13 protein-coding genes and 1 pseudogene are annotated in these 14,951 nt (G+C 62.8%); 9 read left to right on the forward strand and 5 right to left on the reverse strand.

All coding sequences use genetic code 11. The features are described 5' to 3' along the window. Positions 1–4: 4 nt before the first annotated feature. Positions 5–1,659, reverse strand: a pseudogene (locus ACWNC0_RS21250) (NAD+ synthase). 117 nt (positions 1,660–1,776) lie between these two features. On the opposite strand from ACWNC0_RS21250, the gene ACWNC0_RS21255 reads away from it, so the two are divergent. Continuing rightward, positions 1,777–2,712, forward strand: a complete 936-nt coding sequence (locus tag ACWNC0_RS21255; protein ID WP_449474435.1) for a ribose-phosphate pyrophosphokinase — start codon at positions 1,777–1,779, stop codon at positions 2,710–2,712. A gap of 28 nt (positions 2,713–2,740) precedes the next feature. Here ACWNC0_RS21255 and ACWNC0_RS21260 read toward each other — a convergent pair whose 3' ends face one another. Together ACWNC0_RS21260 and ACWNC0_RS21265 are read right to left on the reverse strand one after the other, a co-directional pair. Further along, positions 2,741–2,977 carry a hypothetical protein gene (locus ACWNC0_RS21260; RefSeq protein WP_449474436.1) on the reverse strand — a complete coding sequence of 79 codons (237 nt, stop codon included), beginning with the start codon at positions 2,975–2,977 and terminating at the stop codon, positions 2,741–2,743. 49 nt (positions 2,978–3,026) lie between these two features. Then, positions 3,027–3,455, reverse strand: a complete 429-nt coding sequence (locus tag ACWNC0_RS21265) for a VOC family protein (protein WP_449474437.1) — start codon at positions 3,453–3,455, stop codon at positions 3,027–3,029. Between the two features lie 80 nt (positions 3,456–3,535). On the opposite strand from ACWNC0_RS21265, the gene hisN reads away from it, so the two are divergent. Then, the gene (gene hisN, locus ACWNC0_RS21270; RefSeq protein WP_449474438.1) at positions 3,536–4,321 is read left to right on the forward strand and encodes a histidinol-phosphatase; all 786 of its coding nucleotides are present in this window, start codon (positions 3,536–3,538) and stop codon (positions 4,319–4,321) included. A gap of 34 nt (positions 4,322–4,355) precedes the next feature. Here hisN and ACWNC0_RS21275 read toward each other — a convergent pair whose 3' ends face one another. Together ACWNC0_RS21275 and ACWNC0_RS21280 are read right to left on the reverse strand one after the other, a co-directional pair. Continuing rightward, positions 4,356–4,886, reverse strand: a complete 531-nt coding sequence (locus ACWNC0_RS21275) for an O-acetyl-ADP-ribose deacetylase (protein ID WP_449474439.1) — start codon at positions 4,884–4,886, stop codon at positions 4,356–4,358. A gap of 40 nt (positions 4,887–4,926) precedes the next feature. Then, positions 4,927–7,107 (reverse strand): AsmA family protein, encoded by a 2,181-nt coding sequence (locus ACWNC0_RS21280; RefSeq protein ID WP_449474440.1) that lies wholly within the window; start codon positions 7,105–7,107, stop codon positions 4,927–4,929. Positions 7,108–7,265: 158 nt separating this feature from the next. Here ACWNC0_RS21280 and rpmI point away from each other — a divergent pair, with 158 nt between their 5' ends. From rpmI to ACWNC0_RS21315, 7 genes are all read left to right on the forward strand, one after another. Beyond that, positions 7,266–7,469: a 50S ribosomal protein L35 gene (gene rpmI / locus ACWNC0_RS21285; protein ID WP_183955972.1), complete on the forward strand. Its 204-nt coding sequence runs from the start codon at positions 7,266–7,268 to the stop codon at positions 7,467–7,469. 13 nt (positions 7,470–7,482) lie between these two features. Further along, entirely contained in the window at positions 7,483–7,845 is a 363-nt protein-coding gene (gene rplT / locus ACWNC0_RS21290; RefSeq protein WP_022682430.1) for a 50S ribosomal protein L20, read from the forward strand. A 161-nt stretch (positions 7,846–8,006) separates the two neighbouring features. Next, on the forward strand, positions 8,007–8,624 hold the full coding sequence (locus ACWNC0_RS21295; protein WP_449474441.1) for a LysE family translocator: 618 nt from the start codon (positions 8,007–8,009) through the stop codon (positions 8,622–8,624). A gap of 71 nt (positions 8,625–8,695) precedes the next feature. Further along, positions 8,696–9,799 (forward strand): phenylalanine--tRNA ligase subunit alpha, encoded by a 1,104-nt coding sequence (gene pheS / locus ACWNC0_RS21300; protein ID WP_449474442.1) that lies wholly within the window; start codon positions 8,696–8,698, stop codon positions 9,797–9,799. Beyond that, the gene (pheT, locus tag ACWNC0_RS21305; protein ID WP_449474443.1) at positions 9,796–12,210 is read left to right on the forward strand and encodes a phenylalanine--tRNA ligase subunit beta; all 2,415 of its coding nucleotides are present in this window, start codon (positions 9,796–9,798) and stop codon (positions 12,208–12,210) included. The genes pheS and pheT overlap by 4 nt, the downstream gene beginning before the upstream one ends. A 157-nt stretch (positions 12,211–12,367) precedes the next feature. Continuing rightward, on the forward strand, positions 12,368–13,249 hold the full coding sequence (locus tag ACWNC0_RS21310) for an aldose 1-epimerase family protein (RefSeq protein WP_449474444.1): 882 nt from the start codon (positions 12,368–12,370) through the stop codon (positions 13,247–13,249). Between the two features lie 121 nt (positions 13,250–13,370). Continuing rightward, entirely contained in the window at positions 13,371–14,936 is a 1,566-nt protein-coding gene (locus ACWNC0_RS21315; RefSeq protein ID WP_449474445.1) for a peptide chain release factor 3, read from the forward strand. The last annotated feature ends 15 nt before the right edge of the window (positions 14,937–14,951 follow it).

Genomic DNA, 14,951 nt, shown 5'->3' on the forward strand with positions numbered 1-14,951 from the left:
GAGCTTAAAGGGTCCGGAAAGCGTTGGTGATCGGATAACGGCGATCACGCCCGAAATTGCGCATGCCGAGCTTTACGCCCGGAGGGGATTGGCGTCGCTTATATTCAGCGACATAGAGGAGGCGCTCGATCCGGGCGACCACATCCTTGTCGAAGCCGCGCGCGACAAGCTCTTCCACCGAAAGCTCCTCCTCCACCAAACCGTACAGGATCGGGTCCAACACCTCATAGGGGGGAGGCTGTCCTCGTCCTTCTGATCGTCCCGCAATTCCGCGCTTGGCGGCTTGGTGATCACGCGTTCGGGCATGACTGGACCGGACGGACCAAGGCCGAACGACGAGACATGCTCGTTGCGCCAACGGCTGAGGTCGAAGACGGTGGTCTTGTAGGCATCCTTCAACACCGAATAGCCGCCCGCCATATCGCCATAGATGGTGGCGTAGCCGACCGACATCTCGCTCTTGTTGCCGGTGGTCAGCAGCATGTGGCCGAACTTGTTGGACAGGCCCATCAACGTCACGCCACGAATGCGGGACTGGAGATTTTCTTCGGTAAGGTCGCGCTGCCGCCCTGCGAAAGCATCGGCCAGCATCATGTCGAAGGCCGCCACGGCAGGCTCGATCGGGATCGTGTCGTAGCGGATGCCGAGCAAGCGGGCGCATTCGACGGCATCGTCCAGGCTGTCCTGGCTGGTGAAGCGCGACGGCATCATGACGCTCCAGACGCGCTCCGGCCCCAGGGCGTCCACGGCCACCGCTGCCGAGAGCGCCGAGTCGATGCCACCTGAAAGGCCGAGGACGACACCAGGAAAGCCGTTGCGGTTCACATAGTCGCGCAGGCCCAGCACCATCGCATTATAGATGTCGGCCGGGCGGCTATCGAGTTCGTGCCGATCGCCGGGAATGCAGACCCACTGGCCTTCCCATTTTTCCCAATGGGTGAGGACGAGCGCTTCCTCCCAGTCAGGAAGTTGGTGAGCGATGCCGCGGTCGGCGCCCATGACGAAGGATGCGCCGTCGAACACCAGTTCATCCTGGCCGCCGACGCGGTTCAGATAGACGAGCGGCAGGCCGGTTTCACGCACGCGCGTGCCAGCGACGGCGTTTATGCGGCGGTCGTCCTTGTCGACTTCGAAGGGGCTGCCATTGGGGCTGATGAGGATTTCCGCCCCTTCGGCCCGCAGATGGGCGGTGACGAAGGGGAACCAGATATCCTCACAAATCGGCACGCCGATCTTCACGCCTTTGAAGTCGATGGGCGCGGGTAGCGGGCCGGGCGCGAAGAGGCGCTTTTCATCGAACGTGCCATAATTGGGCAGTTCGCGCTTCTGGCGGATGGCGGTGACGGCCCCATCTTCCAACAGGGCGATGACGTTGAACAATACGCCTTGGGAGGCGACTACGGTGCCGACCAGCATCGCGGGGCCGCCGTCCGCTGTCGCCTGGGCCAGACGATCCAGTTCATGGTTGGCGCGATCGACCAGTGCGGGCTTCAAAACCAGGTCTTCGGGCGGATAGCCGATCAGCTGGAGTTCGGGAAAGACGATGAGGTCGGCACCGGCCGCGCGCGCCCGCCATTCGAGCATCGCGTCCGCATTGGCCTTCAGGTCGCCCACGCTCTGTGTCATTTGGGCAAGGGCGATCACGAGTTTGTCGGTCATGCCCGCGCCCTAGTGCATTTTGCCCCCCTGCGCAAAAGCGCCTTTCCAGTGAGGGCAAGCGCGGCTAAAGGGGCCGCGTTTCGCGCACCGTCATCCAATCGTCACAGGGGTTTGGCCATGAAACTCATGACCGGCAATTCGAACAAGCCGCTTGCGGCCGCAATTGCAGATTATATCGAGATCCCGCTGACCGATGCGAGCGTCCGCCGCTTCGCGGATGAGGAAGTTTTCGTGGAAATTCACGAGAATGTCCGGGGCGAGGATGTGTTCGTCATTCAGTCGACGGCTTATCCGACGAACGACAATCTCATGGAATTGCTGATCATGATCGATGCGCTGAAGCGCGCGTCGGCCAAGCGAATCACTGCGGTGGTTCCTTATTTCGGCTATGCCCGGCAGGATCGGAAGCCCGGCCCGCGCACGCCGATCTCAGCCAAGCTGGTGGCGAACCTCATCACCACGGCGGGTGCTGACCGCGTGCTGTCGGTTGATCTGCATGCTGGGCAAATCCAGGGCTTTTTCGACATTCCGACCGACAACCTCTTTGGTGCGCCGGTGATGTCGGCGGATATCCAGGCGCGCTTTGGTGATCGCAACCTGATGGTTGTGTCGCCGGACGTAGGCGGCGTGGTGCGCGCCCGTGCGCTGGCCAAGCGGCTGGACAACGCCCCGCTCGCCATCGTCGACAAGCGCCGCGAGCGCGCGGGCGAATCGGAAGTGATGAACATCATCGGCGACGTGAAGGGCCGCTTCTGTGTCCTGATCGACGACATCGTCGATTCGGCCGGTACGCTGTGCAACGCGGCCGGGGCGCTGAAGGCCGCAGGGGCGGAGGAAGTGGTCGCCTATGTGAGCCATGGCGTGCTGTCGGGTGGCGCGGTTGCGCGCGTCGAGGCGTCGGAACTCAAGGAACTCGTGATCACCGATTCGATCCAGGGCACGGACACGGTGTGCACTGCCAAGAGCATCCGTCACCTGCCGATTGCCCCGCTGCTGGGCGAAGCGATCAAGCGGATTGCGGACGAAAGCTCGGTTTCCAGCCTGTTCGACTGACAGGAGAAGTTGCGCCGCGCGACTTCTATTAGACGCCCGGCAGCAACACTATGGGCAGGCAGAATAGCAGGATCAGTCCGCCAACGACCCTCTGAGCGCGGGAAATGCCAAGCGGCTTTTCCCGCCAGAGCATCGGGCAGGCGAGCAGCGCCAGCAGCAGGAGCATGTTGGAAAGGGTAGCTGACCCGCCGACGGGCGCGTCCTGCCGCATGGCGAGAGCGCCCAGCAAGGCCGCGAAACTCAAGATCCAGCCGATCAGCGCCACAACGATTCCCTTCCGATACGAAGCGATAAACGGCGCGGATTGACGAAGCTTAAACGGCGGCTGCCCAAGGATCATAGGTGCCGAAGCTCCAGAGATTCCCTTCCGGATCGAGCGCCTCATAACCGCGTCCGGGATAGCCCTGATTATCATGCGGCTCGTTCACCACCACCGCACCCTGATTGCGGGCATGCAGGCAGTGGGCGTCGGCATCCGGGACCACCACATAGATGCAGGTCGTGACACCGCCCAGATCGCGCGGCGTCGTCCAACTGTAGAGCGACTCGGCCTCGCCATCGCGCGCGCTACCCAGCATGACCATGCCCTCGCCCAATATGAGTTGCGCGTGGTGGATGATGTGCGGGTCCGCTTCGTCCTCATAACATGCGTGCAATGCAAAGCCGAAAGCGTCTTGCAGGAAGTTTATAGCCGCTGGAGCATCGGCATAGCGCAGGCCGGGGATCAGTGAGGAGCCAGGCATGTTTTTTCCTTCCTTCGTCGCGATCAGGAACAGGTTGGCAAAGCCTAGCGCAGCAGGTGCTTTCCGGCTAGGCGGGAGCGATGACGACCCGCGATGACCTGACCCTTGCCCACCGCCTCGCCGACGCCACGGCGGCGGCCATCCGGCCCTTTTTCCGCGCGCGATACGACATGGAATTCAAGTCGGACCAATCGCCGGTGACCGAGGCGGATCGGGCGGCGGAAGCAGCGATCCGAGCCATCTTGGAAAAGGAACGCCCCCAGGACGGCATCATCGGGGAAGAATATGGAGCGACACGCGAAGACGCGGAGCGCGTCTGGATCCTCGACCCGATCGACGGCACGCGCAGCTTCATTGCGGGACGGCCGATCTTTGGCACGCTTATCGCGCTGACTGAGGCGGGATGGCCGACGGTCGGCATCATCGACCAGCCAATCGCGCAAGAGCGCTGGGCAGGCATGATGGGCCAGCCCACCACCTTCAACGGCGCACCCGTCACCGCCCGCAGTTGCCGGTCGCTTGAAGAAGCGATCGTCGCCAGCACCGGGCCGCAATATTTCCCCGGATGCACCGGCGAGCATTTCTCGCGGCTGGCTGGTCAGTGCCGCGACACGGTGTGGGGCGGCGACTGTTATAATTACGGCCTCATCGCGTCGGGCCATGTCGATATCGTCGTCGAAGCCGGGTTGAAGCTGCACGATATCGCCGCGCTCGTCCCTGTCGTGGAAGGTGCGGGGGGGCGGATGTGCGATTGGGCGGGCGACCCCATCACGGCGGAAAGCGACGGACAGGTTATCGCGATCGGCGATCCTGCTCGGCTGGACGATGTGCTGGAAGCGCTTGCCGAGGGACATCACGCTCATTGATGTTTAAGGCATTGATGTTTCAGGCCTTGATGTTTCAGGCGGCCACCGCCGTTACTGCTTCAGCATAGATACGCGCGCTCTCGTCATCGAAGCAGATGAACAGGATGAGATCGAAGGCCGACGGGAAAGCAGCAAGCTGGCCCCGCACCGTCTGGGCCGCGATCCGAGAGGCCTGTTCTTTCGGATAGCCATAAATGCCGGTGGAGATGGCGGGGAAGGCTATACTGCGGAGGCTGTGCTCCCGCGCCAGATCGAGCGATGATCGGTAGCAATTGGCGAGCAACCGGGGTTCGCCCGAAGCCCCGCCCCGCCATACCGGACCGACGGTATGAATGACATGGGCAGCGGGCAGGCTGTAGCCGCGCGTGATCCGCGCCTCCCCCACTGGACAGCCGCCCAGCATACGGCATTCGGCGAGCAGTTCAGGCCCTGCCGCACGATGGATCGCACCATCCACGCCGCCGCCCCCCAGCAGAGAACTATTGGCGGCGTTGACGACCGCGTCCGTTGCGCAACGGGTAACGTCGCCAGTTCGGATTTCCCAGCGGGCGGTGCCGAAGATCATATCGCAGCCCCTCTCAATTAATTACGTTCGCAGCATTGCCCTAGAAAATCCCCAAAAACTTCTTCTTCTGCTTCTTTTCTTCCCTGGCGTTGGCCTTGCCGGACTCTTCCTTTGAAGTTGTGCCCCGGCCCACGTCATCTCGGGGCTTCCCACCCTTCGTCCTCTGCGCAATGGCGGTCGCGCCAGCGAGAACGGGGCCACACGCGGCACTTTTGGCGTCGCCCACATCGACAAAGGCCAGCACGGCAGCGATTGGGCTTGCCGCGATCCCCAGCGCCGCCGCCGCACCGCCGCGCGCGATCAGTTCAGGACTGATGACGTTGATGCCCGGCCTTGCGAAATATCCTGTGATGCCGACCGGCGACTGGCCGGAAAACAGGCTGAACTTTTTGCCGTCAGCGCGGAAGGCGAGATCGAGGCTCTCGTTGCGGAAGGAAAAGCCGCCCCGCCCCAGCATGACGTTCTTCCTGGTATCGATGATGATCGGGTCCGCCGCCGCGATGCCGTTGCGAACGGTGAAGGCGATGAGTCCGCAATTGATCTGGACAGGTTCCTTCAGCTTCTTTTCGAACATCTTCGTGATGAAGGTGCCCACATCGAGTTCAGCAAGCTGAACATTGCGGGCCCACATGGTGCCCGCAGGCAGGATGACCGCGATCCTGCCATTGACGGTACTAAGCGAATCATGCACCGTGTTTCCCGAACCTGTCATTTGCGCCCGCGCCTTGATGATGCCGGTGGTCCCCGATTCCTCAACACCCCAGCGGCCAAGCAGCTTGCCCATGGGTGTCGGTGACAGGCGCACATCGTAGCGCGTACGCACCGGCTGAGCCCGCGCATTGATCTCTATGTCCGAACTGACATGCCCACCGGACATGTCGAAAGTGAGAGGCGAAAGCGTCAAAAGGCTGCGCTCAAGCGCTAGCGTAAGGCCGATATTGGAAATGGGCACGTTGGGCGCTCTGACCTGGCGCACGTCGTATCGAACATTGGCATCGAAGTTGCGCAGCGCCTCTACCCTGAGCGGCGCGTCCGGTAGGACGCGCGGCCTGCCGCTGACATTCTCGATCGCGCCACTGGCGCCCTGCGCTTCCAGCTTTTGGGGATTGTAGCCGATGAAGGGACCCACATCGACAATATCGAGGGTGCGGGTGGCGAGGTCAGCCTTCAAGCGCAGGCGATTGTCGGGCAGAGACACGGTCATGCGCCCGGAAAGGTCGCTGTCGCCGAACCGGCCCTTGAGATGGGTGAAGCGCCATTCTCCGTCCTGCTTGGTAAGCGCAGAGGTGAAGCGGTAGGTGCGGGTTTCGGGGATGGCGACGCCCAGAAAGTCGAACAGCAGGGCAAGATTGGGGCCGCGCGTCAGCAGCCGCAAGTCCGCCCCCTCAATCTCAGTCGCGCCGGGCAAGGTTCCGCTGACCTCCAAAATTGTCGGCCCGGATTGCGCGTGAAGAGCGAGACTGTTCTTGCCGCCTGTTACAGTTTCGTTGGGCGAGAGCAGTCCGCCACGCAGAGTGAAGGGACGGCCCCGCATCGTGCCGTCGCCGGAAAATCGGATGTCGCTCGCAAAGCGCGTGTCCTGCGCCTTCACCGTTTCGAATTTTATGTCGGTGGACAGCTGCACCCGGGGGTCGCGATAGCGCAAGGTCGTCCCGTCAAGCAGCGCCCGGCGCACGAGAGGCAGATTGAGCGGCTCTCCTTTCTTACTCGGGTCACCGAAGGTCCATGTATTGCTCTTGCCATCCCTCGACCATTCCAGGTCAGCGGCGGCGTTGCGAAGCTCAAGCCAACGAACGCGATATTTGTCGCCGAAGATCAGGCTGAACGGGGCGATCCGCGTGTCGATAAGGTCGGAATGGAAGAAATGTGGCCTGCTCGCCCAGGGCGTGTTGGCAATCGTCATTTCCTCGGCGCGAAACTTGATCGTGATGGGCGCGAAATAGAGCTGGAAGTCACCGGCGACCTTGACCGGGCGCTCCAGCCGACTTGTGAGGAATCGCTCGAACGGATGTTTGAGGAAACGGCCCTTCGTGATGAACAGGATCAACCATAGTAGGAAGATCAGCCCGACGATATAAGCGATGATACGCAGCGGCAGGGGAACATTGCGCCATTTCTGACGTGCGGAGGACCAATAATGGCCAACGCCTCCCGCCCCGCTGTCGAGCGCAGGAGCCGATTTCGCCGGGGTGCCCGGCCGCAGGGGATCGGCGTCGGCCATGGCGCAAGAACGCCCTTCCCCTGCTTTAGGTCCGAATCACCTTGCTTTCCGGCGGCCGGCCGATTATGCGCGCCCCTTCGCGATATTTGGAAGGACCGCCCGGCTAACTAGGGCTGCCGTGGCTGTCCGTAATCGTCGCGCTGAAGAAGGAGACGAAAATGCCCAAGCTCAAGACCAAGAGCGGTGTGAAGAAGCGCTTCAAGTTCACCGCTTCCGGCAAGGTCAAGCACGGCGTCGCTGGCAAGCGTCACCGCCTGATCAGCCACAACGCAAAGTATATCCGCCAGAACCGCGGTACGTCCGTGCTGTCGGATTCCGATGTCGCTCACGTGCGCCTCTGGGCGCCCTACGGCCTGAAGTAAGGAGTAGAGGCACATGGCACGCGTAAAACGTGGTACGACCACCAAGGCGAAGCATAAGAGGATTTTGGATCAGGCGAAGGGCTATTATGGCCGTCGCAAGAATACGATCCGTATCGCTCGCCAGGCCGTCGAAAAGGCCGGCCAGTACGCTTATCGCGACCGCAAGGTCAAGAAGCGCACCTTCCGTGGCCTCTGGATCCAGCGCATCAACGCTGGCGTCCGCGCCGAGGGCCTGACCTATTCGCAGTTCATGCACGGCCTGAAGCTGGCTGGCGTCGATCTGGACCGGAAGGTTCTGGCCGACATCGCCATGCACGAAGGCGAGGCGTTTAGCGCCATCATCGCCCAGGCAAAGGCTGCGCTGCCCGCGGCCTGAGCATAGAGCGGTCGAAAGATCGTCCAAGGGGCGCCGGGGCAGATGCTTCCGGCGCCCTTTTTGTTTTGTCGTGACTTCCGTTCGCTTCGAGCGACGTCGAGAAGCGGTTGCGCAGCACGGCTCGACCTTGCTCGAAGCGAACGGCGGGTAAGGAGATGTCCATGCCGCTGCACGTCTGGTGGCTCTATGTCACGGCGGTGCTCCTGATCTCGGCGACGCCGGGACCGAACATGCTGCACGTGATGACGCAGAGCATCGCGCATGGACCGCACAAGGCAATCGTGACGATGGCGGGCTTGATGAGCGCAGTATTGCTCTGCCTGATTGCGTCCGCGCTGGGATTGGGCGCATTGCTCAAGGCGTCGCCGGTGCTTTTCGATGCGCTGCGCTATGCCGGTGCGGCTTATCTGATCTGGCTTGGCGTCAAGGCTTGGCGCGCGCCCGTCGAATCCGACGAGGGTGAAGCGACAGTCGCGCGGCCCGTCAGCAAACTGTACGGCACCGCGCTGCTGACCGGCCTTTCGAACCCCAAGCTCATCATCTTTGCCGCCGCGCTCTTCCCGCAATTCATTGATACGGAACGACCGTTCGCGGTGCAGCTGGCAATCCTTGTGGCGAGCTTCGTCGTGATCGAAAGCTTCTGGTACGCCATGTATGCACTGGGCGGGATGAAGTTGAAACGCTGGCTCCTGCCCGCAAACCGGCAACGTCTGTTCAATCGCGGGACGGGCTTGCTGTTCATCGGCTTTGGCGGTGTGCTGCTAGGCGCGCGGGCCTGACCCTTTCCTTGGCGCTCGCGCCCGGCTAAGGCGCGCTCAATATTTCGCCTTCGCGGGAATGATGAATACTTATGAGTGAAATTGCCAATCTAAAAGCCGGCCTGATCGCCGACATCAATGCCGCCGACACGCTCGACGCGCTTGAAGCCCTGCGCGTGGGGGCCATGGGCAAGAATGGCGTGGTGACGGGGCTGCTCAAGACATTGGGGTCGATGAGCCCGGAGGATCGGCTGGAGAAAGGCCCACCGATTCAGGACTTGCGCGAGAGCGTGACTGCGGCGCTGGCCGAGAGGAAGGCGGCGCTTGAAACAGCCGCGCTCGACGCAAAGCTGGCGGCCGAGAAGATCGACATGACCTTGCCCGCTGATCTCGGTGCACAGGGGTCGGTGCATCCGGTGAGCCAGGTCATGGATGAACTGGCGGAGATTTTCGCGGATCTGGGCTTCTCCGTTGCGACCGGGCCGGAGATCGAGGACGACTGGCATAATTTCACCGCGCTCAACATTCCCGAGACGCATCCGGCGCGCGCGATGCACGACACCTTCTATTTCCCCGATGGCCCCGACCAGAATGGGGACGGGAAGAAGATGCTGCTGCGCACCCACACATCGCCGGTGCAGATTCGCACGATGATGAGTGGCGAGCCGCCGATCCGTATCATCGCGCCGGGCCGCGTTTACCGGTCGGACAGTGACGCAACGCATACGCCGATGTTCCATCAGATCGAGGGGCTGGTGATCGACAAGGGCATCACCCTTGGCCATCTCAAATGGACGTTGGAAACCTTCCTCAAGGCTTTCTTCGAGCGTGACGATATCGTTCTGCGCCTGCGGCCGAGCTACTTCCCCTTTACCGAACCTTCGGTCGAGGTGGATGTCGGCTACACGCTGGTGAGCGGCCAGCGGGTGATTGGCGGCGACGGCGATGCGCCCGGCGGCGGCTGGCTGGAAGTGTTGGGCAGCGGCATGGTCAACCGGCGGGTGATTGAAGCCTGCGGGCTGGACCCGGACGAGTGGCAGGGCTTTGCCTTCGGCACCGGCGTCGATCGGCTCGCCATGCTGAAATATGGGATGAACGACTTGCGCGCATTCTTCGACGGCGATCTGCGCTGGCTGAAACATTACGGCTTCTCGGCGCTGGATGTGCCGACGCTGAGCGGAGGAGTGGGCGCATGAAGTTCACGCTGAGCTGGCTCAAGACGCATCTCAATACCGATGCCGACCTGCCGACAATCCTCAAAACGCTCAATGATATCGGCCTTGAGATCGAGGGTGTGGAGAATCCGGCGGAAAAGCTCGCGCCCTTCCGCATCGCCAGGGTGCTGACCGCCGATCCGCATCCGCAGGCGGACAAGTTGCAGGTGCTGACCGTGGATGCGGGCGATGGCGCGTTGCAGGTCGTGTGTGGCGCGCCCAACGCGCGGGCGGGCCTCGTTGGCGTGTTCGGGACCGAGGGCGCGGTGGTGCCCGTCAATGGCATGGTGCTCAAGAAAACTGCCATTCGCGGGGTCGAATCCAACGGCATGATGTGTTCGTTCCGGGAACTGGAACTGGGCGAAGATCATGAAGGAATCATCGAATTAAACGCGGATGCGCCGGTGGGGCGGGTCTATGCCGAGTGGGCCGGGCTGGATGACCCGGTGATTGATGTGAGTATAACACCTAATCGTCAGGACTGCATGGGCGTGCGGGGAATAGCGCGCGATCTGGCGGCGGCGGGCCTCGGGACGCTGAACGCGATCGTGGTGCCGGAGGTCGAGGGCGTCGGGCCGGGGCCGGACGTGCGGATCGAGGATGAAGATGGCTGCCCGGCCTTCTTCGCGCGGACCGTCAGGGGCGTGACCAATGGGGCGTCGCCCGAATGGATGGCGCGACGGTTGAAGGCGATCGGGCAAAAGCCGATCAGCACGCTGGTCGATATCACCAACTATCTGATGATCGACCTTGGCCGCCCGTTGCATGTCTACGACATGGCCAAGCTGCAAGGTCCGCTGACTGCCCGCCTGGGCAAGGCTGGCGAAGAGGTGCTGGCGCTCAATGGCAAGAGCTACACGGTTGATGAGACGATGACGGTCATCGCCGACGATGTGGCGGTGCACGACATTGGCGGCATCATGGGCGGCGAACATTCGGGCGCCAGCGAGGCGACGACAGATGTGCTGATCGAATGCGCCTATTTCACGCCCGAACGCATTGCGGTCACCGGACAGAAGCTGGGCCTGACCAGCGACGCGCGGGGGCGGTTCGAACGCGGGGTGGACCCGGCGTTCCTGGATGACGGTTTGTCGATCGCGACCGACCTGGTGATGAAGCTTTGCGGCGGCAGCGCCAGCGAGGCGACGCGCACCGGCATGCCGCCCGCCGCAAACGAGGTCATCCGGTACGAACCGTCGCAATGCCTGACGCTGGCTGGCGTTTATGTGGGCGATGCCGAGCAGAAGCGCGTCCTGGAAAGCCTGGGCTTTGGCGTCGAGGAACATGATGCCACGTTCGATTATGACGACGGCGTCCCGGTGACGACGAGCGCCCATTGGTCGGTCAGCGTGCCCAGCTGGCGGCGTGATGTCGATGGCTGGCCCGATCTGGTCGAGGAGGTCGTGCGCATTGTGGGACTGGATCAGGTCCCTTCCACCCCCCTGCCCCGCATGCCCGGCGTCGCCAAGCCAACGGCAACCAGCGAGCGGCTGATGGAGCGGCGGGTGCGGCGGACGGCGGCGGCCCGGGGCCTGGCCGAGGCGATCAACTGGTCGTTCATCTCGGAAAAGGAAGCGGCGTCGGTCGGCGGTGGCGACTGGACGCTGGCGAACCCGATTTCTGAGGATTTGAAGGTTATGCGCCCTTCGCTGCTGCCCGGCCTGCTGTCGGCCACGCGGCGGAACATGGACCGGAGCGCGACTTCGGTGCGGCTGTTCGAGGTGGGCCGTCGCTATTTCAGCGACAAGGAGCGGGCCACGGCCAGCTTCGTACTGGCGGGCGAGAAAGTCGCGCGCGGATGGCAGACGGGCAAGGCGCAGACTTTCTCCGCCTTTGACGCGAAGGCCGAGGTGATCGCGTTGCTGGCCGCAGCGGGCGCGCCCGTGGCCAACCTGCAAAGCTTTGGCGAGGCATCGGGCGCCTACCATCCGGGTCAGTCGGGGACGTTGCGCCTTGGTCCCAAGGTGGTGCTGGCCGAATTTGGCGTGCTGCATCCTTCGCTGGCTAAGCAATTTGGCATCAGCGGCGCGGTAGTGGCAGGCGAGATTTTCCTGGATGCGATCCCGGCCAAGCGGAAGAGCGGCTTCATGCGCGCGCCCTATGCGCCACCCGCCTTGCAGGCGGTGAAGCGCGACTTTGCCTTTGTTGTCGATGAGGCCATCGAGGCGGACGCGCTGGTGCGCGCGGTCAAGGGCGCGGACAAGAAGAGCATCGTCGATGCGCGGTTGTTCGACGTCTTTGTCGGGCCGGGCGTGGATGAGGGCCGTAAGAGCCTGGCCATTGAGGTGACGTTGCAGCCGGGCGAGAAGAGCTTTTCCCAGGAGGAGCTGGACGCCATCAGCGCCGCTGTCGTGAAGGCGGCGGAGAAGCTGGGCGCGACGTTGCGGGGGTGAGGGAAACCTCGCCATTCACATTGGGGTCTGGCTGAACGATTCGGGGGGGGAGTAGCGAGGCTGGCTTTACTCCGTTGAAGAGAAGAGAAGGACTTCGACAAGCTCAGTCCGAACGGAAATAGTGGGCTGGACCGACAGGATCAAAAGTAGAGGGCTGATGGACGAGCTTGTAACGATCGTGTCGGACGGGCTGACCGCCGCTATCAACCCGCTGGGCGCGGAGCTTTGGTCGCTCAAGGATTCTGCCGGGCGCGAACTCATGACCGATGCCGATCCGCGCTGGTGGACAGGGCATGCGCCGTTGCTGTTTCCTTTTGTCGGGCGGTCGCGCAACGATGTGTATCGGCTGAACGGGCATGATTATCCGATGCCGCAGCACGGCTTTGCCCGGCACATGGCGTTCGCGCTGGTGGAGCATCTACCGGAATCGGTGATCTTCCGGCTGGAGGCGGACGCCGCGACGCGGGCAGTCTATCCGTTCGATTTCCGGCTGGACATGCAGTTCGCTGTCGCGGGCCGCACGCTGATGATGACGGCCACGGTCATAAACCGGGGCGAGGCGGACATGCCCTTTTCCTTTGGCTATCATCCGGCCTTTGCCTGGCCGCTGCCCTTTGGGGGTTCGGCGGAAGATCATCGGATAGAGTTTGAGAAGGCGGAAACGGCACCGCTGCGCAAGGTGGGAAACGAGCCGGGTCTGATCGCGCGGGAAACCGTTGCATCGCCGGTGAAGGGCAAGGTCCTGCATCCCACCCATGCGATGTTCGAGGGCGATGCGCTGGTCTGGGATGCGTTGGAGAGCGACAGCCTATATTGGGGTGTGCCGGGACAGACGCGGCTGAAGATCGACTTTCCCGATACGCCATGGCTGGGGCTGTGGCAGAAGCCGGGCGCGCATTATCTGTGCGTCGAGCCCTGGGCGGGGATGGCTGACCTGGTCGGGTTCGAAGGAGATGTCTGGGACAAGCAGGGCGTCATGCGGCTACTGCCGGGGGACGAACGGCGGTTCCGCATGGACGTGACGGTCGTGGACGTGTAACGGCGGCTTCCATGATTCCGTTCGGGCTGAGCCTGTCGAAGCCTCTTCCCTGGAAGGAAGTAAAGCCCTTCGACAAGCTCAGGGCGAACGGTTGTTTTTGTACCGAGCCCCCGACAGCATCATGACCATCCCATCCCGCCGTACCTTCGCGATCATTTCCCACCCTGACGCGGGTAAGACCACGCTGACCGAAAAGCTGCTGCTGGAAGGCGGCGCCATCCATCTGGCCGGTGAGGTCAAGGCGCGCGGGGCCAATCGGCGCGCGCGGTCGGACTGGATGAAGATCGAGCAGCAGCGCGGCATTTCCGTGACCAGCTCCGTCATGACGTTCGAACGCGACGGCATCACCTTCAACCTGCTCGACACGCCGGGGCACGAGGATTTCTCCGAAGATACCTATCGCACGCTGACGGCGGTGGATTCGGCGGTCATGGTGATCGACGCGGCCAAGGGTATCGAACCGCAGACGCGCAAGCTGTTCGAAGTGTGCCGGTTGCGCAACGTGCCGATCATCACTTTCGTCAACAAGGTGGACCGCGAAGGGCGCGATACCTTCGCCCTGCTGGACGAAGTGGCGGACGCGCTGGCGCTGGACGTGTGCCCGATGAGCTGGCCGGTCGGCATGGGTGGCGAGTTTGAGGGGATTTACGACTTCGCCAAGAACCGGCTGCGGCAGCCCAGCGGGCCGAGCAAGGAATTTGAGGGCAAGCAGGTGTTTGTCGAGGGGATCGATGATGATGCGCTGGCCGAGCATATTTCCGCGCGGGGCCTCGAAAAGCTGCGCGAGGAAGCGGAGCTGGCGGTCGGTGGCTATGCGGACTTCGATCTGGCGGCCTATCGCCACGGCGATCTGACGCCGGTCTATTTCGGATCGGCGCTCAAGCTGTTCGGTGTCACCGAGCTGATCGACGCGCTTGCCGCCCATGCGCCGCCGCCGCGTGCGCAGCCGGCCGAGCCTGCGCCGGTGGAGCCGGAGAATAGCGAAGTCACCGGATTCATTTTCAAGGTTCAGGCGAACATGGACCCGCAGCATCGGGATCGCATCGCCTTCATGCGGCTCTGTTCGGGCAAGTTCCGGCGCGGCATGAAGCTGACGCCGAGCGGGTCGGGCAAGCCGATCGCGGTGCATTCGCCAATCCTGTTCTTTGCGCAGGACCGCGAGATTGCGGATGAGGCCTTTCCGGGTGACATTATCGGTATTCCCAACCATGGGACGTTGCGGGTGGGCGACACGCTGAGCGAGAAGGCGGGGGTGCGCTTTACCGGCCTGCCGAACTTCGCACCGGAAATATTGCGGCGCGTGGCGCTGAAAGATCCAACCAAGACGAAGCAGTTGAGGAAGGCGCTGGACGACCTGTCCGAAGAAGGGGTGATCCAGGTTTTCTATCCCGAGATCGGCAGCAGCTGGGTCGTCGGCGTGGTCGGGCAGTTGCAGCTGGACGTGCTGATTTCGCGGTTGGAAGCCGAGTATAAGGTGGCGGCGGGGCTGGAGGCATCTCCCTTCGATACGGCGCGCTGGATTTCCGGTGATGAGGCGGCGGTCAAGGACTTGGCCTCGTTCAACGTGGCGAACATGGCGAAGGATCGCGACGGCAACCTCGTCTTCATGGCGAAGAGCGCGTGGGATGTGGGTTATCAGCAGGAGCGGCATCCCAAGGTGAAGTTCAGCGCGACCAAGGAACGCTGAAGTTTGGCGGGCGTG

It is taken from the genome of Sphingobium chungangianum, assembly GCF_977014255.1.